Raw genomic sequence first — 21,718 nt, 5'->3', positions numbered from 1 at the left:
CCACGTTTCCTATCCACCATCGACGGCCCGGCGATCCGCTCGATGTTCAAGGCGATCGCCAGGGCGCGCCCGGACATCGACCTGATCTCGCTGGAAAGGCTGCTGCCCAACCTCGATGGCGTCGCCAACCCGCTCGCAGCGCTGCCCAGCTTCCCCAGTCCCAACCTTGCTCTCGCCGTCGACCTCGACGGCGGGTTCGACGCGTTGCTGTCGCGCGCGAGCGGCAAGCGCAAGCGCAAGAAGCACCGCTCGCAGACGCGCAAGTTCGAAGCCGTCGGCGCCTTCCGGCGGATCGAAGCCCGCACCCGCGATGAGGTCGACAGGCTGCTCGACGCCTTTCTCGGGATGAAGGAAGCGCGTTTCGCCAAGATGGGCATCGCCAATGTCTTCGGCGACAAGCAAGTGCGCGACTTCTTCCGGGCGCTGTTTACTGATGCGCTGGCTGAGGAAAAGCCGTCCTTCCTGCTGCACGGCCTCGACGTGGCGGGAAAGCTGCGCGCGGTGACCGGCTCCAGCCGGTCCGGCAAGCGGCTGATCTGCGAGTTCGGCGCCATCGCCGAGGACGATCTCGCCTTCACCAGCCCCGGCGACTTCCTGTTCTTCGACAACATCCAGGAAGCCTGCGAACTCGGCTACCAGGTGTATGACTTCTCCGTCGGCGACGAGCCTTACAAGCGGCTTTGGTGCGATATCGAGGTCCAGCATTTCGAGGTGCTCGCGCCGCTGACGCTAAAGGGCCGGGCGCTGGCGACGGGGCTGCGGCAAGGCGCGCGGGCGAAGGCCTTCATCAAAAACAATCCGGCGATCTGGAGGCTGACCAAGATGCTGCGCCGCAGGGCGGCCGGACAAGCAGCTCCGGCCCCCGCCGAGGACGACAGCTAGGCCTGGCAGACGTCGCTGACTACGCCGCCTGGACGATCTCGACCAATTCAACGTCGAATACCAGGTCCTTTCCGGCCAACGGATGATTGCCGTCGAGCTTGACGCTGGCATCGTCGACGCCGATGACCGTCACTTGCATGGGACGACCCTCACGGGTGCGAGCCTGCAACCGGGTGCCAACATCGATGTTAATGTTTGCCGGCACGGCGGCGCGGTCTACGGTTACGACCGCCTCGGGGCGATGGGGACCATAAGCGGCGTCAGCGGGAACTGTGACGGTGCTCTTCGTGCCGACCTCCATGCCCTCGACATGGGTTTCCAGACCAGGAATTACCTGCCCTTCACCGAGCGTAAACTGCAACGGTTCATTGCCGGAAGAATCGAATTGGGTGCCGTCCACCAGACGCCCGGTGTAGTTGATGCGTACGGTGTCGCCGTTCTTGGCCTGTGTCATAGCAGCCATCCTTTGGGAGTTTTGGGGGGCCGGCCTAGGGATCACGGCCCCGCTCTCGATCATCCACGCACAAAATGCGCGGCGCGAAACATCCAAACTAGGTGCCTTGCCGCCGATGTAAAGTGGAGGAGCCGCCGAGAAATGAGGCGGCAACGCGGGACAGTCTTGTCGGCCTCCGGCCTTATGCAGCCGACCGGCGCCCGGGCAATGGATCTCCCGGCTCATGGCCGACCGGCGTGACCAGCGTGACGTCGGGATAGCCGTTCTCGATCAGCTTCACCGCGGCCTGGGTCACCTGGTCGTCGGCTTCCAGCATCGACAGGAAGACTTCGGTGCCGTCGCCGACCAGGCGACTGATGCCCTGCGCGTCGGCAGGGCCGCATTCGACCACAACGAGGTCGTAGGCCGTGGTCAGTGACTGCATGATGATGGGCAGCCGGTCGGCGGCGCGCATGGCGCGGACCGGATCGGCGGTGCCGACCGGAATGACATGCGCATCCGAATAGAGATCGGGATGGATGACGTCGCTGAACTGCGCCTCGGAGGCTAGAAGATTGGTGATGCCGGGGAAGAGGCTCGAGTCCAGCATCGGTCGCGATGCCGCGCCCGACGCGGTCAGATCGAGCAGCAACACCCGCAGGCCAGCATCCGACACTTCGCGCGCCACCAGCACGGCGGACGCGGCCGCCTCATCGCCTTCGGGCGACACGAAGATCGCTCGCGCCGCACCCGAAGCGATCAGCTTCTCCGCCGCCTTGTCGACATCGATCTCGCCGAGCCGGGATTGGCGCGGCTCGAGCGCCGATTTGCCGGGTTGAGAAGGCCCGACAACGGAGTCAGCGGGTCTGGCAGCGGGGGCATGAACCTCCACCGGCTCGCTCGGCCTTGGGAGTTCCGCTTCCGCGATTGAATGTCCTGCAGCGGCTTGCTCGTAAGGCGCAAAAGCACGACGCTCGTCATCGATCGCCGGTTCCGTGCGCGCGACAGGCATCGCCACCTGCTCTATGCTCTCAAACCGGGCACCGGGGGCAGGACGCATGGCGCGGCCGGAGAACAGCTCGGCAAGCAGTGTGCCGATCGCCATCAGCAGCAGAGAAGCGGCGGCGGCGGCCCCGGTGATCGGCCCGATCTTCGGGAAATAGGGCTGGGACGGCACCTGGGCCTGCGCGATCAGGCTCGCCGCGACGGGCGAGTATTTCCGGTCCTTGCGCGAGGCCGCCGCATTGTAACTTGCCATATAGGATTCAAGCTGTTGGCGCTGAACGTTCGCGTCGCGCTGCAAGGCATCCAGCTGCACCTGCTGTTCGCCGGCGCGCGCCGAGGCGGCCTTCAGCGTGTTCACGTCCGCGAGCAGCTGATCCTCGCGGGCCTTGGCCGTCTGAGCCTGGGCCGACAGGCCGCGAATGATCTTTTGCGCCTCATTGCGAATCTGGCCGTCGAGGTCGGCAAGCTGCGACTTCAGCGCCCGGATGCGCGGATGATTGTCCAGCAGGGTCGTGGAAAGATCGGCAATGTTGGCCCGGAGTTCGACCTGCCGCTCGCGCAGGCGCTGGATCAGCTCAGAGGACAGCACTTCCGGCACGCTGTCCAGCGAACCGCCATTCTGCAGCGCCCGGCGCACGCTCTCGGCACTCGCCTCGGCGGCGGCGCGGCTGGCGCGCACGCGCGACAGCTCGCTCGACAGCTCGGCAAGCTGCTGAGTCGGCAGCACCGCATTGTTGCCGCCCATAAGAAGGTCTGACTGGGCGCGGAACGCCGCGACCTTGGCCTCGGCGTCCTTCACCCTATTCTGCAGGTCGGCGATTTCCGGCGCCAGGAAGTCGGTGGCGGCGGCGTTCGATTCGAGCTTGGCGTCACTCTTTGAGGCGATATAGGCAATGGCAATCCCATTCGCGATATCGGCGGCAAGCTGGGGATCCTTCGAGGCGAACTCGATGGCGATCGCGCGTGTCTTTTCGACCGCATAGACATTGAGCTTGTCGTGCATGGCGTTCAGCACGCGCTCTTCCGGCGGAATATCGAAGGGATCGCTTTTCAAGCCGACGAGAACGAGGATGCGCCCGAGCGCCGACATCTTCAGCGTTTCGTCGAACTCCGGCAGCTTGTCCAGGTTGAGCTTGGTCGCGACCTGCCTGAGGATATCGGGCGAGGAAATGATCTGGACCTGAGTCGCCACGCCCTGTTCGTCGAGAATCGGCTTGTCGTCATCGTTGGTGCCCGGCGGCCGGGTGTATTCCGATTCGCGCGAGCCGATCTCCAGCTTGGCAGTCGCCTTGTAATAAGGCGTCGCGAGCCAGGCCAAAGCGAAGGCGAGCCCGGTGACCACAAGCGTGACGAGAACGATGCGCAGCCAGTTCCTCGCCAGGCTGGCGAACAGCTGTTTCAGGTCGACATCGACATCTGCGGCCGCGGACTGAACGGACATGCATCCTGCTCCGAACTTTGAGTCGAGGATGGACCGTAAACAACTATGGTAACTCACCCGTTAAGATCGGAATGCACACTTATTAGACAACCCTCAAAGAACATCCGGCGAAAGCAATAGAACAATTGGGCTTTTTACCGATCCGCACGCTGCCCGACCGCGCTCCTTTACCACCCATTAACCCTAACAGGATGATAACGGTCGCACTTCCCTGGGGTTGTGCCGCGGCTTGCGGCAAGAGCGATGAAGGTTCCTGGCCGGTCATGAAAAGCACTGCTTCCCTCTTTCGCGCTTTGCTTGCCCTGTCGCTGCTGACCGGCTGCTCGAGCTATCGCCCGACGCCCGCCGCCTTCCATGAAGTGCTCGACCAGCCCTACCGGCTCGGCGCCGGCGACCGCGTCCGTGTCACGGTGTTCGAGCAGGACGGGCTGACCAACACCTACAGCGTAGACCAGTCCGGCTACCTCTCCTTCCCGCTGGTCGGCGCGGTGCCGGCGCGCGGCCACACCGCGCAGCAGCTGGAGAAGGAGATCGCCGACAAATTGCGCCAGGGCTATTTGCGCGATCCCGACGTCTCGGTCGAAATCGACCGATACCGGCCGATCTTCGTCATGGGCGAGGTTGGCGCTGCCGGCCAGTATTCCTATGTGCCGGGGCTCACCGTGCAAAAGGCGGTCGCCATCGCCGGCGGCTTCACCCCGCGCGCCAATCAGGAAAGTGTCGACATCACCCGCGACATCAACGGCAAGGTGATGACCGGACGGGTGCTGACATCCGATCCGCTCCTGCCCGGCGACACCGTCTACGTTCGCGAACGTCTGTTCTGAAAAAGCCGTCGTGACGGTGAACCTCAGGATCGTCCACTGCTTCCGCTCACCTGTCGGGGGAATCTTCCGGCATGTGCGCGACCTGACCGAGGCGCAGGTCGCCGCCGGCCATGCGGTGGGAATCGTCTGCGATTCGACGACCGGCGGCGACTACGAGGAGCGGCTGTTCGAAGCAATGAAGGACAGTCTGGCGCTCGGCATCCATCGCACGCCGATGCAGCGCCATGTCGGGCCGGGCGACCTCGCCTCGGCCTGGCGCACCTACAGAATCATCCAGGAATTGCGGCCGGATGTGCTGCATGGGCATGGCGCCAAGGGTGGCGCCTATGCCCGGCTGTTCGGCTCACTGTTGCGGGTTTCAAGGTCTCGCGTGGCCCGCCTTTATTCGCCGCATGGCGGCTCCCTCCACTATGACGAAACGACGGCGACGGGAAAGCTGTTCTTCGGCCTGGAGCGCTTCATGGCGCGCTTCACCGACTGCCTGCTGTTCGTTTCCGACTACGAGCGGAAAACCTATCGGCGCAAGGTCGGCGAGCCGCCCATACCCAACCGGCTCGTCTATAACGGCTTGCGCGCGGCCGAATTCGAACCGGTGGCGACGGCGGCGAATGCCGCCGATTTCCTGTACATCGGCATGATGCGCGACCTGAAAGGCCCGGATATCTTCATCGATGCGCTGGCTTTGGCCGGCGGCGAGCTTGAACGCCCCTTAAGCGCCGTGATGGTTGGCGACGGTGACGACCTGCCGCGCTACCACGCGCAGGTCGAGCGGCTCGGCCTGAAGAGCCACGTCCGCTTCCTGCCGCCGATGCCGGCCAGGGAAGCCTTCGCCCTGGCCGGGCTGATCGTGGTTCCATCCCGCGCGGAGGCGATGCCTTATATCGTGCTTGAGGCCTTGGCCGCCGGCATGCCGATGATTGCGACCGCGGTCGGCGGCATTCCGGAAATCTTCGGCGAAGGCTCCCCTGCCCTGATCCGGCCGGATCCCGTCGAGCTTGCCGGCAAAATGAAGACCGCGTTCGGCGAGCGCGACGCGTACCGGGAGATGATGCCGCAGACCGGCGAGCTCAAGGCCCGATTCGGCGCCGACGTGATGGCCGCCGAAATCGAGAAAGCCTATTTCGCGGCGCTGAACAAATAGGTCCGCAACCGCACAACAGCTTCAAAACCACCGGTTGTTTCAAGCCTTTCTTAGCTCTCTTTTGCTAAGCAGTCGCGCGAAGCTCGCGGACAGTTCCCATGAATGAGATCGACCCCGCACGCCGCTTTTCGATGGATGCGGTGCGCAACTACGACGCTCCCGCCGGGAGCGAGAAGCCCGGCGGCATCAACGACGTGGCGCGCCAGGTCGCCTCGCAATACCGGCGTGATACCATGTCGCCAATCATGGTCAGCGGCGTGCTGCGCATGGTCGAGTTCGCACTGCTGTTCCTGTCGGGGCTCGGCGTCTATTTCTACTATGTCGGCTTCTTCACCTATCTGGCCTGGCAATATCCGCTGGCGATCGCGGCGACGTCGTTCCTGGCCGTGGTGCTGCTCGACGTCACCGACTGCTACCAGATCGCGGCGCTGATGCGGCCGCTGGCCAATTTCAGCCGCGTGCTGCTTGTCTGGGCCGGCAGTTTCGCGCTGATGGCGCTCACCGCCTTTGCCATCAAGGCGTCGGAAGACTATTCGCGCCTGCTGTTCGGCACCTGGTTCGTGGCCGGCTTCGTGCTGATCTTCGGCCTGAGGCTTGTGATGTCCAGGCTCATCCGGCGCTGGGCGCGCGACGGCCGCATGGAGCGCCGCGCCCTCATCGTCGGCGGCGGCAAGGCGGCCGAGCAGTTGATCCGCTCGGTCGAGAAGCAGCCCTACAACGACATCCGCATCTGCGGCATCTTCGACGACCGCAACGACAAGCGCTCGCCACCGATCGTCGCCGGCTATCCGAAGCTCGGCACGATTTCGGAGCTTATCGAATTCGCCCGCATCGCGCGCATCGACATGCTGATCGTCTCGCTGCCGCTGACCGCCGAATCGCGTGTCCTGCAGCTGCTCAAGAAACTCTGGGTGCTGCCGGTCGACATCCGGCTCTCAGCGCATTCCAACGCGCTGCAGTTCAGGCCGCGCGCCTATTCCTATATCGGCTCCGTGCCGATGCTGGACATCTTCGACAAGCCGATCAACGACTGGGACTCGGTTGCCAAGCGCGCCTTCGACATCGTCTTCTCGCTTGTCGGCATCATCGTCTTTTCACCGGTGATGCTCGCCACCGCGATCGCCATCAAGCTCGACAGCAAAGGCCCGGTGCTGTTCAAGCAGAAGCGGCATGGCTTCAACAACGAGATCATCGAGGTCTACAAGTTCCGCTCGATGTTCACCGACCGGTCCGATCCGACCGCCAAGCAGACGGTGACCAAGAACGATCCGCGCGTCACCCGCGTCGGCCGTTTCATCCGCAAGACCTCGATCGACGAGCTGCCGCAGTTCTTCAACTCGCTCTTCGGGTCGCTGTCGCTGGTCGGGCCGCGCCCGCATGCGATTGCCGCCCAGTCGCACAACCTGCTCTACAACGAAGTGGTCGACGGCTATTTCGCCCGCCACAAGGTCAAGCCCGGCGTCACCGGCTGGGCGCAGATCAATGGCTGGCGCGGCGAGATGGACACCAATGAAAAGATCCGCATGCGCACCGAATACGACCTCTATTACATCGAGAACTGGTCGATGCTGTTCGACCTGCGCATCCTGTTCCTGACGCCGGTCCGCCTGCTCAACACGGAAAATGCCTATTGAGCGCCGTCGCCCATGAGTTGCAGCCGCGGGCATTGCCGCCGCAGGCGGTCAACAAGTTGCCGCCGCAGGCGGTCAACGCCAAGCTGATCTCGCTGATCGCGTCGGCCGCTATCGGCATCGGCATCCTGCTCTCGGGCTTCGTAATCAGCGAGCCCGCGCCTTACGAGATCTACATGGCCGGGCTGATCGCCGTCTGGGCGCTGTTCGGCCTTCGAATCTCCCGCGCGATCGTGCCCTTGCTGGTGCTGCTGGTGGCGATGAACGTTGGCGGCATGATCGCCATGACGCAGATGGCGGATCTCGCCAACACGCCGCTCTATCTCGCCGTCTCGCTGTTTCTCGCCTTCAGCGCGGTGTTCTTCGCCTCGGTGACCTCGGTGCAGCCCAGCCTCTACCGGCTGATCTTCATCGCCTATGCCGTGTCGGCGGTGGCGACGTCGCTGCTCGGCATCGCCGGCTATTTCCATGCCTTTCCCGGCGCGGAAATGTTCACCAAATACGACCGCGCCGCCGGCGCTTTCCAGGACCCGAACGTGTTCGGGCCGTTCCTGGTGCTGCCCGGCACCTACCTGCTCTACCTGCTGCTCACCGGGCCGGTGTCGCGCATGCCGCTTCTGGCGGTGCCGCTGCTCATCATCACCGCCGGCATCTTCTTCTCGTTCTCGCGCGGCGCCTGGGGCATGTTCGCGGTGTCGGCGGTGCTGCTTACCGGGTGCCTTTTCCTGCAGAGCGCGAGCGGCAAGTTCCGGCTGCGGGTCGTGGTGATGACGATCGCGGCCGTGGCGCTGCTGGTCATCGCCTTCCTGATCATCCTGCAACTGCCCGGCGTGTCGGACATGTTCACGCAGCGCGCGCAGCTCGAGCAGAGCTACGATTCGGCTCGGCTCGGCCGATTCGCCCGCTACACGATCGGCTTTCAGCTTGCCATGGAGCATCCGCTGGGCATCGGCCCGCTGGTGTTCGGCACGATCTATGGCGAGGATACGCACGACATCTGGCTGAAGGCGCTGATGGACTACGGCTGGCTGGGCTTCGTCTCGTTCCTGACGCTGACCTTATGGACGATCGGCGCCGGCTTCCGCATCCTTTTGCGCGACCGGCCATGGCAGCCCTATCTGCTTTGCGCCTATGTCGCCTATCTCGGCAATATCGGCCTCGGCACCTTCATCGACATCGACCACTGGCGCCATCTCTACCTGCTGCTCGGCCTGGTCTGGGGCGCCATCGCGCTGGAGTACCGGCACCAGCGGGAATAGCGGTTGGCGCCAAGGCAGGTGTTCCGATTCAAGGAATGACAACGAATAAGCAAGCCGCGAAAATATTTTGATCGCCAGCTAGCTAATCCGATTGTTAGAGGATTCTGTTCGAACCACAGATCTCCTGACTGCCCGTCAAATGCGTCTCCATCAGGATTTATGTCGCCGGAACTCTCCATCATCTGGAGAAAACAAGTAATCTTCGTGTTTAAGTTTCATCCGCCCCTGATCCAACCGAATGTCTACAATATGCAGGAGGTGAGTAGGATTTTCATCATTCGCGCAAGCCGTCCCTGCGCACACAATATGTATGCCATCCCAATTTTGTAGTGATCTAGTGTGGGTGTGGCCGCACAATAGCAGTCTAACATTTAATTCCTTCGCAGCGGCCAAGAGTTTCGGATAGTCTTGAAACTCAAGACTATCGCCGACGTCATATGGAGCAAAATGGATGGCCCATATAATGCAAACACCAGGTTCGACGTGCCTCAACCTTGTGGTCTCAGCCTTCAAGTCGGACAAAACATCATTGTAAACGTTTCCACGTCCAAAAATCCCTTTTAGTAGCTCAGCACCGGCAAGTTGAGCGGTCTTAACGTCTCTGCGTTTCTTCAATGAAAAATCCGCGAATACCAGGCCACATGACCCACCCTTTTTTCGCAAAATTTTCGAGTAAACGCGCGAGGCCCCTGGAAAGATTTTGAATATGTTGTCAAACTCAACTGACCCAGGACCACCGCCAAGTGTGCTAGTATAGCGGTCATGATTTCCTGGTATTACGAAGCAATCTTTTTCATTTCCAGCCAGAGAATATTTCGTCCCTGTAAAATCAAAAAAGCTCTCGCTATATCTCTTCGAGATAAAATCCGAAGCAAATTGTATATCAGCGCGACGACCAGTAGTGGCAAGATCCCCCGTCACTATTACAGCGTCGTAATTATCTTTTTGTTCGTAGCAAAATTTTGCTACCCCAAACGCAGCAAGAGTATCATGAGACGTTGGCTTTATCAGCGACTGTTTAGGGGAGCGCGGCACCAGCTTGTCAATATCGACATCGGAAATACCTTCAAAATTAAGCGCTGCCCGATGTATCAAATTTGTTACATCGGCATTCCTGCCAAAATGAAAATCTGACAGATGTAAAAGCCTAAACCTCACCATCTTGATTTTTTTTCTCAGATTTTAGCGCAGTAAAACCAGGGACCTTACGTACCTTTTTTCGTTGCAAGTAAAATACTAAATCTGAATCCTCGCTTATAGCAAGATGACCCCAAGACCCCGAAATTTTTCGCCCTGCCCGCACCCAAGCACTGATTTCCTCGAACAACAGCTTGAAAAATTCGGTACCAAGATCAGCTTTAAGCATAAATTCTTCAGATAATTTACTCTGAAACGTCGGCGAGAAAGAATGCCCAATTGTCAGTCGATAAACCTTTTTACTATAACTGTAGATTATTGCCTGCTTGACTAGCACTCCACGCAGACGCTTGTGGAATTCTTGCTCAAGTCGCCTTTTATCGTCCGCAATTGAGAAAAGATCGTACGAGTCCGTCTCGCCCATTACTTTGGCTTCTTCAAGATAGCTGTTGAGACTTTTAATCCAGATATCCAGCAGTTGCCGACTTGGTACAAATTCAGCCCTGAGTGGCAATTCAGGCTCGGCAGACTTGCTAAAGACAGATGAAGGCGGCGCGGTGGAGGCAGGTGGAGGGGCTATCCTATCATTGTCGCTTAGCAGAGACCGCACGGCGCCGAGCGAAGACACGGTCGCCGCGACCCTTCGAAAAACCGTTGCAGCGTCAAAAACGAGGCTACGCTCATTCAATGGTAACCCAGGTACTAGCAAATCACGACTGAGCGGTGGCTCGGTCGTGATCTTAGATAGATACCGCGCGATCTCAACTGAAGCGGTATTGTGCGCACCGAGTACGCTAACGGACAGAATCTTTCTGGCGCTGGCAGCAAATACCGCGTCAGCTTCAAAAACTAAATGCTCGTAAGCCGAGCGCCCTTTGATCATATCGAAGTAGTCGACCACTGGTATTGCGACGTCTTGGTCTCCCATACCCTGGATATCGCTGCGTTCGGTCTGCAAATCGATTCCCCCTTGGCGAGGGGCACCGGCGCCGAATCGGCGTCTTTTCCTGCGAGGGCGGCCGACCGGGTACATGGCCTCTTGGGCAGCGAAAACCGCGTCCAGCTTATCGTCACGCTCGAGATACATTTCTTATTTCTTCGCCGGTGGATCTGTGGCAAGCCTAGCGTTCAAAATGCCTAGCTTGGCATTCATTCGATCCACACATTTGGTTAGCGCGGCCACTTGTTCCAAGGGCAAGGTGAATGAGAAGTTGCGCAGGGAGGGGTCGTTTGAGCTTGTTTTGATACGCATCGATACGACGGGGATGAAATTAACGATGTCGGTAGCGCTATCATCAAAATCTGGCCGCAAGTCGACTAGCGTCTCGAAATTTGAGGCGATAGGCAGAAATCCGCGCTCCAGTCGGTGAAGTTTGCGGAACTTTTCGTGTATCTCGCTGTACGCTAGCAGACCCAACAATCGATCAACGAGCGTAGAAAACTCTTGATCCGTGAGGTCGTCTTCTCGATGGTCCGCCGCTACTGCCTTAATGGCGGCGTCGCGCTCTTCACCCCTTCGCTCGGCAAGTCGGTCGTAAATGAATTTCACGATGCTTAAGATCGTATCCGCGTCACTTCTAATAAGATTTGCCGTCACGCAGAATTGATCGCTGACCTCATCTGAGGGCCAAAATGATCTTTCACTACCTAGGAAGGACTGCAGGGCCTGCGCTTCTTCCGGCGTCAACCGTGCGATCGTTGTGAATGCCTCGGCGATCGAGGTTATGGGCAGGATCGATTTCGCTTCTGCCACCAAAGTTCAGCCCCCACGTTGCACCGGCAGAGTGAAATCCCCGCGCACATTAGTCAAGCCCAGCCTCACAGCGCTGGAGTGCTGCCTACCAAACCTACCCCTCCAGGTACCCAATTTTCCAGTTTGGGGGATTTCGCAGAATCGAAGAACTCTAAGTCCTTGTTTTAATGGTCGGAGTGGCCGGATTCGAACCGACGACCCCTTGACCCCCAGTCAAGTGCGCTACCGGGCTGCGCTACACTCCGGACCGGGTCGCGATGTATCGTGATAACCGGGTGCGGGTCAACCGAATTCGGAGCGTATTTTAGGATCAACCCCCGTGCGCGGCCAGCATGCGCCTCGCGCTTTCCTCGTCGGTGATGAGCACCGTCGGCGCGATCAGGTTCATGGCGCCGAGCAGCGCCTCGGTCTTCTCCGCGCCGCCGGAGGTCAGGATTCGGATCGGGGCCTTGCGCAGCCGGTCGACATCGACCGACATCACATGGCTGTTGACGGGATGGTCGACGAGGTCGCCCTTGCGGTCGTAGAAATGGAACAGAAGGTCACCGACGGCGCCACGCGCAAGCAGGGCCTCCCGGTCCGCTTCCTTGAGGAAGCCGCCGCGCGAGAAGGTGGTGGCCGAAGCGATGCCGCCGACGCTGAGCAGGACCGCATCGAGCGCGTCGGCCATCGCAAAAATCTCCTGCAGGCCGCAACGCTCGACCAGCGCGATCTTGGTCTCGACGCTGTCGACGACGGCCGGCGTCGGCATCAGATAGCCGTCGCCCTGGAAAATCTGGGCGAAGCGCCAGGCAAACTCGGCCGGGTTGACCCGGCGTGCGACGCCAACCCCGCCAAGCAGCGAGATCACGCTGAAGTCGCTCAGCGACTTGGCGCTGATGAACGGCAAGGTGTGGAACAGCGTGACGCCCCAGCCGACGCCGACCCGCATGCCGGACTTCATGGCATCGGACAGGAACATGCCGGTCTTGGCGGCGATCGCCGGAATCGGATCGGCCTTGGGATCGGACAGCGGCGCAACCAGCGCCTGCTGCAGGCCGAAGGTCTTTTCCAGCGCGCGCTCCAGGCGCACGATCTCCAGCAGCTCGCTCTCGATGGTGATCTTCACCTCGTTGCGAGCCCTCGCGTCGGCCAGCATGCGCACGATGGTGACCCGGCCGACGCCGAGCACGTCGGCGATCTCGTTCTGTGTCATCTGCTCGACGAAATACATCCAGGCGGCGCGGATCCTGAGCCGGTCGGTCCGGCTTTCATTGACGACCTGCTCGGATGCCTCAGCCGCCCCCCTGCCGTTTTCGGGTTCGCCCTGCCGCCGCCTGCCCAATTTCCCCTCCAAGCCCGGCCTCGCCGATTCTGCATGCTGGTTAAATATCGTCTATTGATCTACCAATCGAGACGAACAATCTAGAGAGGGCGACTGGCGCCCCCCAAGCCGTGAGCGGCTTCAGCATTTCGAGGCAATTGGCGATGCTGCGACAAATTTCCGAAGATGTCCGCGCCAACCTGAAGGACCGGCTTCGGGAACTGCGCGACGCCATTCGCCAGAGCCGCCACGACAGCGCCGGCGAGACGTCTCACGATATAGCCGGCAATTTGCCTCCCTTTCCGGGTCGCAGCCTGCTCGGCCACGCCGCGAGCGCTGTCGACGACGCGCTGACGATCGCCGAATCCTTCGTTCCGCATTCCCGGCCGCTCAAGGTCGACGGAACGACCGTGAAAAGCCTGCGCTCCTATTTCCCGGACGGCGATGAAGACCGGCAGATCGGCGGCGAACGTCAATTCAGGCGCGACATGTATTATCTGACCCGCGCGGTTCTGGCCGGTTACGGCGTCGACAAGGCCCGCGTACACGAGGCGAGTTTTTCCGCCGTGCACGCCGCGATGCGCAAGCGCCATGCCGATCTTCTGGCTGGGGCGACGGCGGATGCGGCCTCCACCGACCAAGTCGCTGCGGCCTGCGCGGCTCTCCTCGTCGAATGCCTCAACCACCGTCCGGTTCAGCCTGGCGAGGCGGCCACGGCCGACCGGTCGCTCGACATAAGATGTCTGGCGCCTGTCGTGCTTGCCTGCGGACTGGCGACCAAGGCGGACGGCGGCACGCCGGAGCCCGACATTCTCGAGATCGCGGTGCTGGCGGCCGAAGTGCGGGAGGATCGCATCCGGCAGGCTTGCGCCCAGGCCAATGCCGTCCAGGAACTGACACCGGTTCTCGCCACTCTGCTCGCGCATCTGACGTAACCGCCGCGAGGGATCCGCTATCGTTCGGGCGCCATCGCCGCGATGGTCTTCTTGGCGCGCTGGATCGAGGCCGGGCTCATGCTGAGCTCGGTCAGGCCCATCCCGATGAAGGCCGGGATCAAGTCCGGACGGCCGGCGGCCTCGCCGCACATGCCCACCATGATACCGGCGGCGACACCCGCCTTGGCCGTCAGCTCGATCGCCGACATCACCGCCGGATTGGTGACATCGTTAAGCTTGGCGACCGTCGGGTTGAGGCGGTCGGCGGCCATGATGTACTGGGTGAGGTCGTTGGTGCCGATCGAGAAGAACGCCACTTCCTTCGCCAGCGCCGACGCGATCAGTACGGCGGCCGGCGTCTCGATCATCACGCCGAGGTCGAAGCTTGCATGCGGCACGCCTTCGGCCTTCAACTCGGTCGCGCATTCATCGACCAGCGCGCGGGTCCGCGTCACCTCGGTGATTTCCGAGACCATCGGCAGCATCACCTTGATGTTGCCGTGAACCGCAGCCCTGAGCAGTGCCCGCAGCTGACGCTTGAAGATGTCGGGACGATCCAGGCACATGCGGATGCCGCGCCAGCCGAGGAAGGGGTTCTCCTCGTCGGGGAATTCGATGCCGGCGATCGGCTTGTCGCCGCCGATGTCGAGCGTGCGCACGATGACCGAATGCGGCGCAAACGCCTTGGCCAGGGCGCTGTAGGTCTCGGCCTGCATGTCTTCCGAAGGCAGGTGCATGTGGCGCATGAAGAGCAGCTCGGTGCGGAACAGGCCGACGCCCATGGCGCCAGCTTCCTGCGCCGCCTCGATCTCTTCCAGCGAGCCGATATTCGCCGCGACCTCGATCACCGTGCCATCCGCGCGGGTCGGCGTCACGCTCTTGAACACTTTCAGCCCGGCGCGCTCCTGCGCCGCGGCTTCAACGCGCTTGTTGAAATCGGAGCGCGTCGCCTCATCCGGATCGACGATCACATGCCCGGCATTGCCGTCGATGGCGACCTCCTTGGCCGCACGCAACTCGTTGATCTTGTCTCCCAGACCCAGCACGGCCGGAATGCCATGCGAGCGGGCGATGATCGCGATGTGCGAGGTGGCGCCGCCATGGCCGCAGACCACGCCGCCGATGCGCTTCAGCGGCGCGCGCGCCAGATCCCAGGCGCCGATATCGTCGGCAATCAGGATCGCGCCTTGAGGGGTGGTCTCCAGGCTGACCTCGTCCTGGCCGAGCAACACCAGGCAGATCTGCCGGCCGACGGCATGGACGTCGTCGGCCCGGGCATTGAGATAGGGGTCGTCGACCGCGCTGAAATCGGCGGCGATGGTGGCCGCAGCCGCGATGACCGCTGAGACCGCGTCGTCGCCGCCCTTGATCAGCCTTTCGACCTCGCCGGTCAGGCTGTCGTCGGCGGCGATGTCACGCAGCGCCGCGACGATGCCGCGGTCGCCGGCGGAGAGATTGTTCTCGGCAAGCGTGCGGTCCATGCGCGCCTGGACGCTGGCGACGGCGCCGCGGAAGCGCTCGAGCTCGCTGTCGATCTCATCGGCCTGGAGCCGTCTGCCCGGCCCCTCGATCTCCGGGGGAAAATGGGCGAAGGCCGGCCCGATCGCCACGCCCTCACTGGCGGCTACGCCTTGGAGCTTGGAGATTCCATGCATCGGCGCGGCAGGCAGCGGCGCCGCCTCTGGAGCGGGTGCCGCAGCTGCGGTTTCGGAGCCGCCCTCGCCCGCTTCGCTCTCGTCGTCGAGACCGGCGCGCGGATTCTCAAGATAACCGATCAGCGCTTCGATCGCCTCGATCGCGTCGGCGCCATTGGCGCGCACTGTGACTTCCTGGTTTTCCTTTACCGCCAGCAGCATCAGCTTGACGGAGCTCTTGGCGCTGACCGCCTTGCCGTCCTTGACCAGCTCGACATCGGATTCGAAACCCTTGGCGAGTTTTACGAACCGCGTGGCGGGACGGGCGTGCAAACCTTCGTGCACTCTGACGATGGTCGAGCGTTCCATGGCAATTCTCTAGGTTTGGGCGCTTATCGACAGAAGCGCGGATATTATCAGGCGGCGATGGTGATGACAGCGCCCGGTGTAAGGGCGGCCACGAGCGCTCCGGTATCGACCTCGGACGCACAAACCTCACCCGGCCTTTCGGCCTCGGATGCTCCGTTGAAGGAGATCACGACATGACCCATCTCGCGGACCTTGCTCCAGGCCGTGGAGCCGACCGCCGTTATCGTCGCCGAGACCGGCCCGAGTGTGATGGAGGCGCCTGTTGCCGGCGCATCATCGCTCGGGCCTTCCTCCGTCTTGTGCAGCACGGAGACCTCGGCCAGTTCGGGAGGCGAGCCATCCGCGAACAGGATGAGCACGCCGCCCTCGGCGAGGTCCGCCACTTCGGGCCCGATTGCCGTGACCCGTGTCTTGAGAAGAACCGACATATGACGAACCTCGTTTTACTACTGTTATTTAGAACACGATCAGGGACACGACCCAGGCTATCAGCACGGAGACAGGGCCCATGATCTGGCGGCTGATGAGCACCGCCGGCACGCCGATTTCGATCGTCTTCGGCTTGGCCTCACCGAGCGCCAGACCGACGGGAACGAAGTCGCAGCCCACCTGGGTGTTGTAGGCAAACAGCGCCGGCAGCGCCATTGCGGGCGAGATGGTGCCGTTGGCGATCTGCGGGCCGATGATGGCGACGCCGATGACCTGGGCGATGACCGCGCCCGGTCCCAGGATGGGCGACAGGAACGGCAGGCCGCAGATGGCCGAGATGATCAGCAGGCCGACGATGTTGTTGGCCAGCGGACCCATCGGCTGCGCCAGCACGTCACCGATGCCGGTATAGAGGATGAGGCCGATCAGCATGGTCACGAAGGCCATGAAGGGCAGCACGTTGCGGACGACCTGATCGATGGTGCGGCGGCCGGAGTTGAAGAAGATGCCGACCACGCGGCCCATGACGCGGCCGATCGAGCTGATCAGGCCGATAAGCCCGCCTTCGCTCGGCAGCGGCTCGGCCGCTCTGGCAGTGGTGTTGTTGCTTGAACTCATCGATGCTGCTCCCCCCGCAGTGGTGACCGCTTCGGATCCGTCCGCCATTGCGACATTGGCCGGCTTCACGCCCGAAACGTAGATGTCTTCCGTGATGAACTGGGCGAGCGGACCCGCCTGGCCGACCGGCGTCAGATTGACGGTCGGGATACGCTTGCGCGGGTAGACGCCGCAGCGCGCGGTGCCGCCGCAGTCGACGACGACGACCGCCATCTCGCTTTCGATCGGCGGCGACTTGAAGCCGTCGACAGCCTGGGCGCCGGTCATGTCGGCAATGAGCTGCGCCACCGGATGGATGCCGCCGCCCGTTACCGACACGACCTTGTTGCGCTGCTCGGTCGGCTCGATGACCAGGGGGCCGCCCCAACCGGTGGAGCCCCTCGAGATCTTTACTGCCTTGTATGTCTTGGCCATGGTGTCCTCCCGCCCTTAGAGCTCGACGCCCTGGCGGCGTGCCATGATGGCCGTGATGCGCTCGGTCAGCATGCCCTTCAGCAGGATGACGACGAGGCCGACGATGGCGTACCAGATGGCCACCTTGACGTGATAGCCGTTGGCGATGACGCCGCGCTTCTCGAGGTCGAGCAGCGCCACCAGCATGCCGCCCCAGACGAAATATTCGCCCGGGTTGATATGCGGGAAGAGGCCGAGCGGCGGATGCACATAGGACACTGCCGCGTCATAGAAGGCAGGCTTGTGCTTTTCTTCCAGGAAAGAACCGAAGGTGTAGGCCATCGGGTTGGTAAGGAAGAACACCGAGAGCACGGGGAGCACGGTATAGCGGGTCAGCGCGATGCGGCCGGCGCCACGCGCCAGGCCGTGGACGCGCTCCTCGCCGACCAGCTCGGTGACGGCGTAGAAGGCCGTCATCAGCACGACCAGGGTCGGGATGATGCCAGTGACGAAGCCGGCGAACACTTCGCCGCCCTTCTGGAAGATGCCGATGAAGTATTTGCCGATCGCGGTGAGCCAGCCGAGCTGCTCTTCCTGCTGCACATTCTTCAGCTGTTCCTTCAGCTGATCGGCGGTGACCGGCGCGTTGTCGGTCGTTGCCTGCGCCAGGACCACGAGATGATCGGTGGCATGCTCGACGCCGAGCTTGCCGTGCCAGGCAGCATCCGAGACCATGGTGCCTGCGAGATGCAGGTTGTGCACCGCGAGGTCTGCATGCTGCGCCAATAGTGTAATTACAGACATTTCTCCTCCTTATGACCCCTGCCGGTCATTCCCAGCCGGCTGCCGGCGTCGTTTAAGCCCTTGCTATGTTCAAGCCGGCCAGGCCCGGCTTCTTCCCCGGCTCCGACCGCGCGCGGTCGATCTGCTCGATCGCCCGTTTCACGGCCTCGGCCACACCGGGTTCCCCCTCCCCCATGATCGCAGGGTTGGACCGGAGTCGATCGAGGGGGATGCCCTCGAATTCTTCATGTCGCTTGAACTTGGTCAGCACCGAACGGCCGCTCATGACCATCATGCGGCGCACGATGAGATCCGGCGTCACGACGATGAGCGCGATGGTGCCCTTGGCCAGGCGTCCGCGGAAATTGCCCGCGCCGACGAAACCGTCCTTGTACTGGCTGGTGACGCCTTTGAAGACATCCGAATAATGCCGCATCTGCAGCCAGACGCCCAACGATTGCAGCGCCCAGACAACAAACAGCAGAAGCAGTGCCCACTGCCAGATTGCCATTTCGGTCTCCTCCCGAGTCTCTTCCTCCGGGACATATTGAACGGAGGCGAGACGACCCGAAAGTGAGAACATTTGTTTCCTCGAATGTCAACATGTATTATATTAGCGGCCATAACGCTCCACAGGCGACCGGCCGATTTCGGCATCGGCGGCGCTGTGCTAGCCTGTCGTCAAACGGGATGTGAGACATGGACCTGCCCTTTAGGCACGAACTGGCGCTTATGCCGGACCTTCGCCACCGGCTGCGGCAGCTGCGCTGGTTCCGCGCCACCTTCCGCAGCAGTGCGAAGGTGGTGTCGGAAACGTTCGGCGTGCGCTTCGAGATCGACGAGGCCAAGCTGACGCGCGCCTTCCTCGACTGGATCGAAGTCATGGAAGCGCAGAAGCGATTCGCGGCGGTCGACCGCGCGGACTTCATCGTCTTCGCCGCCGGGCTGGTGCTGCGTGAGCTGATCCGGCAGGCGCCGGCGCGGGAGGTCTCAGGTCTGAAGGAAATGATCGAGACGGAAGCCAATGCCGGCACGGCGGAAATCGTGCGCTTCTGGCCGGAAGGTTTCCTCTATACCAACTACTGCGTGTCGGCGATCCTGGCCGTGCACGAGCAGGAATTCGGCACCGCGCCCAGCATCGACAAATGCGCCGACGATTTGCGCACCTGGTGGTCCTACCGCGAGAACGCAACGGAAATGCCCGCCTATGCCGTGGCGTTCCTCGACCGCTTCCTCGGCGCCGAGCCCAACTGGATCACGCCCGACCGCGCCCAGTCGCGCCAGGCCATGCAGCGCGCGCTTGGATCCTCGCCGGTCAGCGAGGCGTTGCGCCAGCTTTGAGCCGCCGGAGACGTAATTGCCCGCTATTGAACATCTGACTTTTTATCGATAGCGATGTGCGCATTGGCACAGAGGCCGGGAGAGGCGCGTGGCGCAAACCAGACTGATGATCTTCGACTGCGACGGCGTTCTCGTCGACAGCGAACCGCTGGCCGCCAAGGCTTACGAGCGCGTCTATGAGAAGCACGGCATGCCGGGCGTGCATGGCGGCATCATCGCGCAATGCATCGGCATGAAGCAGGCCGACATCATCGTGAAGATCAAGGAACTGACCGGCCACCAGTTCCCCCCGGCGGCCGACGGGGACATCTGGGCCGAGACCAAGCTGCTCTTCTCCGAGGAGTTGAAGCCGACGCCGGGGATCGCGCCATTCCTCAGCGCGCTTGCCGGAAACCGTTGCGTCGCCTCGTCGTCCTCGGTCGAGCGCATCAACCACAGCCTGTCGGTGACGGGATTGTCGCGCTTCTTCGGCGAGGCGATCTTTTCCTCCTCGATGGTGAAGAACGGCAAGCCGGCGCCGGACATCTTCCTCCATGCCGCCGAGAAGATGGGGGCGAAGCCGACCGACTGTATCGTGGTCGAGGATTCGCCCTTCGGCGTTCAGGGCGCGGTGGCTGCCGGCATGATCGCGATCGGCTATACCGGCGGCGGTCACACCTATCCCGAGCACGGCGGGCGGCTGAAAGCCGCCGGCGCCGATTTTGTCTGCGCCGACTGGCATGAGGTTGCCCGGCAGTTGGCCGAGCTCGGCGTGCCGGCTTAAGCTAGCGGAGACTGGGGAAGCGACGTCGGGTCCAGTCCGCCGGCGGGACCAATCCCCCTACACGGAAGTTAAAGGACAGGACCCGCGTGGCGTCGGCGTCGACCTCGCAGCGGAAGCTCAGATCGTACCATTGGCTTGTCGTGCTGAAGGCGGCCTGCGGAGGGTTGAGAACATTGCCCTGCTTCAGGGGGATGGTCGGCAGCCATTTCGGCGCGTAGTCGGCACTTTGCAGTTCCTGGTTCAGGACGTTGGCGCAAAGATTGGCGATGCGCTGATCGCGCGGCACGTTCTCCATCGAGCTCGTAGCCTGCATATTGCCGGTCGCACCCGGCGAGTAAAGTTTCCTGACGCCCGGCAGGCCGGAATAGATCGGCGCTCCCGCAACCGCGCTGTCGGCGGAGTTCGACCTTGCCGGGTTCCCGCTTGGCGCTCTCAAGGCCCTTGCGGATTTGAACTTCATCGCCTTGGAAGCCTTAGGCTTTGCCTTTTCGGCCGAGGATGGAGGCGCGAGCTTGTCGCCTGACTCGGCCGTCAATGGCTTTAACGGCACGGCCGCTTGCTGCTCGGTGGTTTGCGGCGGCGTCTCTTGTTTGTCGGGCTGCTGCTTGTCGGCATCCTCAGTGGCTTTCTTCTCCTCGCTTTGCGCGGGTTTTTCGTCCGACGCTGCGGTTGCCGGCTTCTCTTGAGCCTTGTTGGAATCCGGCTGCTGCTGCTCGGGCGTTGCAGGCGAAGCGGGCTGGCCGGGCGCCGGCTTCTGCGCGACCGGCGGCTTCGCGGGCTCATTCTGGGTCGGCGATGGCGCGTTGGCCGGAGCGCTGCCCCCGTTCAGAGATTTCTCCGGGCCGGTATCCTTCTCGCCGTACTGGAAAACGCGCTTCAGAACCGGCATGTCCTGCGGTTTCGGCGGCGGCGGAGGCGGTGGCTTCGGAGCCGGCTGCTCAGGCGGCTTTTCGACCTTCTGTTCAGGTTTCGGCTCCGGCCGCTTCGGAGCGGGCTTCGGCTTTGGCTGTTCCGGCGGCGGCACGATCGCGACATTGACCGGCTGTTCCTGCTGGTCCGGCTGTTGCTCGGGTCTCGGCAGGCCAAAGAACAGGAACGCTGCAATCAGGACATGCAGGAACAGCGATGCGGCCAAGGCCCATCGCCAATTCCGAAACCATTCCCGCATCTTGCCGTTCATTGCGCCCGATGTGGAACGAAATAGCGGCGGCTTCAAGCACCGGGCCGGGATTCCTGCGAGCTGCCGGCCTGACAAGTCGGTGATCGCAGGGCCCCGTGGCGTAAGATCAAGCCGGATCAAAGGCCTGCGGAAATTGGCTCACACCAGCATGCCCATCGGGTTTTCGATCATGCGTTTGAAAGCGCCGAGGAGTTCCGCGCCGAGCGCGCCGTCGACCGCGCGATGGTCGGTGGACAGGGTCACCGACATCACGGTGGCTATCTTGATCTCGCCCTTCTTGACCACCGCCCGCTCCTCGCCGGCGCCGACCGCCAGGATCGTCGCATGCGGCGGATTGATGACGGCGGCAAAGTCCTTGATGCCGAACATGCCGAGGTTCGACACCGCCGTCGTGCCGCCCTGATACTCTTCGGGCTTCAGCTTGCGGCTGCGGGCGCGGCTCGCGAGATCCTTCATCTCGT

21 protein-coding genes and 1 tRNA gene (1 of these 22 cut by a window edge) are annotated in these 21,718 nt (G+C 62.3%); 8 read left to right on the top strand and 14 right to left on the bottom strand.

Annotated features, from left to right (window positions below; genetic code table 11):
* Positions 1 to 882 carry the 3' portion of a GNAT family N-acetyltransferase gene (locus E5X34_RS29405; protein WP_292572248.1) on the top strand. It extends 324 nt beyond the left edge of the window, so 882 of the gene's 1,206 nt are visible here — the last part of the coding sequence; its start codon lies beyond the left edge, outside the window; it ends in the stop codon at positions 880 to 882.
* Positions 883 to 901: 19 nt separating this feature from the next.
* On the opposite strand, the gene E5X34_RS29400 is transcribed toward E5X34_RS29405, so the two are convergent.
* Positions 902 to 1,336 (bottom strand): peptidylprolyl isomerase, encoded by a 435-nt coding sequence (locus E5X34_RS29400; protein WP_292317488.1) that lies wholly within the window; start codon positions 1,334 to 1,336, stop codon positions 902 to 904.
* A 181-nt stretch (positions 1,337 to 1,517) separates the two neighbouring features.
* The gene (locus tag E5X34_RS29395; protein ID WP_292572244.1) at positions 1,518 to 3,761 is read right to left on the bottom strand and encodes an exopolysaccharide transport family protein; all 2,244 of its coding nucleotides are present in this window, start codon (positions 3,759 to 3,761) and stop codon (positions 1,518 to 1,520) included.
* Positions 3,762 to 4,024: 263 nt separating this feature from the next.
* On the opposite strand from E5X34_RS29395, the gene E5X34_RS29390 reads away from it, so the two are divergent.
* The 4 genes from E5X34_RS29390 (at position 4,025) to E5X34_RS29375 (ending at position 8,619) form a co-directional block, all read left to right on the top strand.
* Positions 4,025 to 4,588 carry a polysaccharide biosynthesis/export family protein gene (locus E5X34_RS29390; RefSeq protein WP_040983193.1) on the top strand — a complete coding sequence of 188 codons (564 nt, stop codon included), beginning with the start codon at positions 4,025 to 4,027 and terminating at the stop codon, positions 4,586 to 4,588.
* Positions 4,589 to 4,598: 10 nt separating this feature from the next.
* On the top strand, positions 4,599 to 5,729 hold the full coding sequence (locus E5X34_RS29385) for a glycosyltransferase (protein ID WP_292572241.1): 1,131 nt from the start codon (positions 4,599 to 4,601) through the stop codon (positions 5,727 to 5,729).
* 98 nt (positions 5,730 to 5,827) lie between these two features.
* On the top strand, positions 5,828 to 7,363 hold the full coding sequence (locus E5X34_RS29380; RefSeq protein ID WP_292572238.1) for an undecaprenyl-phosphate glucose phosphotransferase: 1,536 nt from the start codon (positions 5,828 to 5,830) through the stop codon (positions 7,361 to 7,363).
* A gap of 56 nt (positions 7,364 to 7,419) precedes the next feature.
* On the top strand, positions 7,420 to 8,619 hold the full coding sequence (locus tag E5X34_RS29375) for an O-antigen ligase family protein (protein WP_292572298.1): 1,200 nt from the start codon (positions 7,420 to 7,422) through the stop codon (positions 8,617 to 8,619).
* A gap of 150 nt (positions 8,620 to 8,769) precedes the next feature.
* Here E5X34_RS29375 and E5X34_RS29370 read toward each other — a convergent pair whose 3' ends face one another.
* From E5X34_RS29370 to E5X34_RS29350, 5 genes are all read right to left on the bottom strand, one after another.
* Positions 8,770 to 9,780 (bottom strand): metallophosphoesterase, encoded by a 1,011-nt coding sequence (locus E5X34_RS29370; protein ID WP_292572235.1) that lies wholly within the window; start codon positions 9,778 to 9,780, stop codon positions 8,770 to 8,772.
* On the bottom strand, positions 9,767 to 10,843 hold the full coding sequence (locus tag E5X34_RS29365; RefSeq protein ID WP_292572232.1) for a hypothetical protein: 1,077 nt from the start codon (positions 10,841 to 10,843) through the stop codon (positions 9,767 to 9,769). The genes E5X34_RS29370 and E5X34_RS29365 overlap by 14 nt, the downstream gene beginning before the upstream one ends.
* Before the next feature lie 3 nt (positions 10,844 to 10,846).
* Complete coding sequence (locus E5X34_RS29360) at positions 10,847 to 11,509, bottom strand: hypothetical protein (RefSeq protein ID WP_292572229.1); 663 nt, start codon at positions 11,507 to 11,509, stop codon at positions 10,847 to 10,849.
* A gap of 168 nt (positions 11,510 to 11,677) precedes the next feature.
* Positions 11,678 to 11,754 (bottom strand) — tRNA-Pro (locus E5X34_RS29355).
* A gap of 65 nt (positions 11,755 to 11,819) precedes the next feature.
* Positions 11,820 to 12,833, bottom strand: a complete 1,014-nt coding sequence (locus E5X34_RS29350; RefSeq protein WP_292572226.1) for a sugar-binding transcriptional regulator — start codon at positions 12,831 to 12,833, stop codon at positions 11,820 to 11,822.
* Positions 12,834 to 12,976: 143 nt separating this feature from the next.
* Between E5X34_RS29350 and E5X34_RS29345 the strand changes: the two genes are divergently transcribed.
* A complete protein-coding gene (locus E5X34_RS29345) occupies positions 12,977 to 13,747 on the top strand; it encodes a hypothetical protein (protein ID WP_292572223.1) in 771 nt (256 codons plus the stop codon).
* 17 nt (positions 13,748 to 13,764) lie between these two features.
* On the opposite strand, the gene ptsP is transcribed toward E5X34_RS29345, so the two are convergent.
* Genes ptsP through E5X34_RS29320 form a run of 5 tightly spaced genes read right to left on the bottom strand, consistent with a single transcriptional unit; the run spans position 13,765 to position 18,484 of the window.
* A complete protein-coding gene (ptsP, locus tag E5X34_RS29340; protein WP_292572220.1) occupies positions 13,765 to 15,750 on the bottom strand; it encodes a phosphoenolpyruvate--protein phosphotransferase in 1,986 nt (661 codons plus the stop codon).
* A gap of 47 nt (positions 15,751 to 15,797) precedes the next feature.
* A complete protein-coding gene (locus tag E5X34_RS29335; RefSeq protein ID WP_126061115.1) occupies positions 15,798 to 16,178 on the bottom strand; it encodes a PTS glucitol/sorbitol transporter subunit IIA in 381 nt (126 codons plus the stop codon).
* Between the two features lie 28 nt (positions 16,179 to 16,206).
* Positions 16,207 to 17,211, bottom strand: coding sequence for a PTS glucitol/sorbitol transporter subunit IIB (locus tag E5X34_RS29330; RefSeq protein WP_127306199.1), 1,005 nt, complete (start codon positions 17,209 to 17,211; stop codon positions 16,207 to 16,209).
* Positions 17,212 to 17,226: 15 nt separating this feature from the next.
* Positions 17,227 to 17,994 (bottom strand): PTS glucitol/sorbitol transporter subunit IIC, encoded by a 768-nt coding sequence (locus tag E5X34_RS29325; protein WP_292572217.1) that lies wholly within the window; start codon positions 17,992 to 17,994, stop codon positions 17,227 to 17,229.
* 52 nt (positions 17,995 to 18,046) lie between these two features.
* The gene (locus E5X34_RS29320; protein WP_042643996.1) at positions 18,047 to 18,484 is read right to left on the bottom strand and encodes a transcriptional regulator GutM; all 438 of its coding nucleotides are present in this window, start codon (positions 18,482 to 18,484) and stop codon (positions 18,047 to 18,049) included.
* Positions 18,485 to 18,672: 188 nt separating this feature from the next.
* Here E5X34_RS29320 and E5X34_RS29315 point away from each other — a divergent pair, with 188 nt between their 5' ends.
* Positions 18,673 to 19,314 carry a hypothetical protein gene (locus E5X34_RS29315; RefSeq protein ID WP_042643978.1) on the top strand — a complete coding sequence of 214 codons (642 nt, stop codon included), beginning with the start codon at positions 18,673 to 18,675 and terminating at the stop codon, positions 19,312 to 19,314.
* 88 nt (positions 19,315 to 19,402) lie between these two features.
* Positions 19,403 to 20,077, top strand: coding sequence for an HAD family phosphatase (locus E5X34_RS29310; protein ID WP_292572215.1), 675 nt, complete (start codon positions 19,403 to 19,405; stop codon positions 20,075 to 20,077).
* 1 nt (position 20,078) lies between these two features.
* Here the strand turns inward: E5X34_RS29310 and E5X34_RS29305 are convergent, their stop codons facing one another.
* Together E5X34_RS29305 and E5X34_RS29300 are read right to left on the bottom strand one after the other, a co-directional pair.
* The gene (locus E5X34_RS29305) at positions 20,079 to 21,257 is read right to left on the bottom strand and encodes a DUF930 domain-containing protein (RefSeq protein WP_292572212.1); all 1,179 of its coding nucleotides are present in this window, start codon (positions 21,255 to 21,257) and stop codon (positions 20,079 to 20,081) included.
* Positions 21,258 to 21,395: 138 nt separating this feature from the next.
* On the bottom strand, positions 21,396 to 21,718 hold a 323-nt coding region (locus E5X34_RS29300), incomplete at its 5' end, for a 2-oxo acid dehydrogenase subunit E2 (RefSeq protein WP_292572210.1).

This window comes from Mesorhizobium sp. (genome assembly GCF_004963255.1).
In the GTDB taxonomy this organism is placed as follows: Bacteria; Pseudomonadota; Alphaproteobacteria; order Rhizobiales; family Rhizobiaceae; genus Mesorhizobium.
The sequence above is the reverse complement of the archived record's forward strand: the minus strand, read 5'-3'. Positions and strand labels throughout refer to the sequence as shown.

What these genes read in the sequence shown, in the direction of transcription:
- E5X34_RS29305 (WP_292572212.1), bottom strand. Translation starts at nt 21,257, where the DNA reads ATGAACGGCAAGATGCGGGAATGGTTTCGGAATTGGCGATGGGCCTTG.
- E5X34_RS29320 (WP_042643996.1), bottom strand. Translation starts at nt 18,484, where the DNA reads ATGGCAATCTGGCAGTGGGCACTGCTTCTGCTGTTTGTTGTCTGGGCG.
- E5X34_RS29365 (WP_292572232.1), bottom strand. Translation starts at nt 10,843, where the DNA reads ATGTATCTCGAGCGTGACGATAAGCTGGACGCGGTTTTCGCTGCCCAA.
- E5X34_RS29345 (WP_292572223.1), top strand. Translation starts at nt 12,977, where the DNA reads ATGCTGCGACAAATTTCCGAAGATGTCCGCGCCAACCTGAAGGACCGG.
- E5X34_RS29335 (WP_126061115.1), bottom strand. Translation starts at nt 16,178, where the DNA reads ATGTCGGTTCTTCTCAAGACACGGGTCACGGCAATCGGGCCCGAAGTG.
- E5X34_RS29380 (WP_292572238.1), top strand. Translation starts at nt 5,828, where the DNA reads ATGAATGAGATCGACCCCGCACGCCGCTTTTCGATGGATGCGGTGCGC.
- E5X34_RS29390 (WP_040983193.1), top strand. Translation starts at nt 4,025, where the DNA reads ATGAAAAGCACTGCTTCCCTCTTTCGCGCTTTGCTTGCCCTGTCGCTG.
- E5X34_RS29370 (WP_292572235.1), bottom strand. Translation starts at nt 9,780, where the DNA reads ATGGTGAGGTTTAGGCTTTTACATCTGTCAGATTTTCATTTTGGCAGG.
- E5X34_RS29315 (WP_042643978.1), top strand. Translation starts at nt 18,673, where the DNA reads ATGGACCTGCCCTTTAGGCACGAACTGGCGCTTATGCCGGACCTTCGC.
- E5X34_RS29395 (WP_292572244.1), bottom strand. Translation starts at nt 3,761, where the DNA reads ATGTCCGTTCAGTCCGCGGCCGCAGATGTCGATGTCGACCTGAAACAG.
- E5X34_RS29325 (WP_292572217.1), bottom strand. Translation starts at nt 17,994, where the DNA reads ATGTCTGTAATTACACTATTGGCGCAGCATGCAGACCTCGCGGTGCAC.
- E5X34_RS29330 (WP_127306199.1), bottom strand. Translation starts at nt 17,211, where the DNA reads ATGGCCAAGACATACAAGGCAGTAAAGATCTCGAGGGGCTCCACCGGT.
- ptsP (WP_292572220.1), bottom strand. Translation starts at nt 15,750, where the DNA reads ATGGAACGCTCGACCATCGTCAGAGTGCACGAAGGTTTGCACGCCCGT.
- E5X34_RS29400 (WP_292317488.1), bottom strand. Translation starts at nt 1,336, where the DNA reads ATGACACAGGCCAAGAACGGCGACACCGTACGCATCAACTACACCGGG.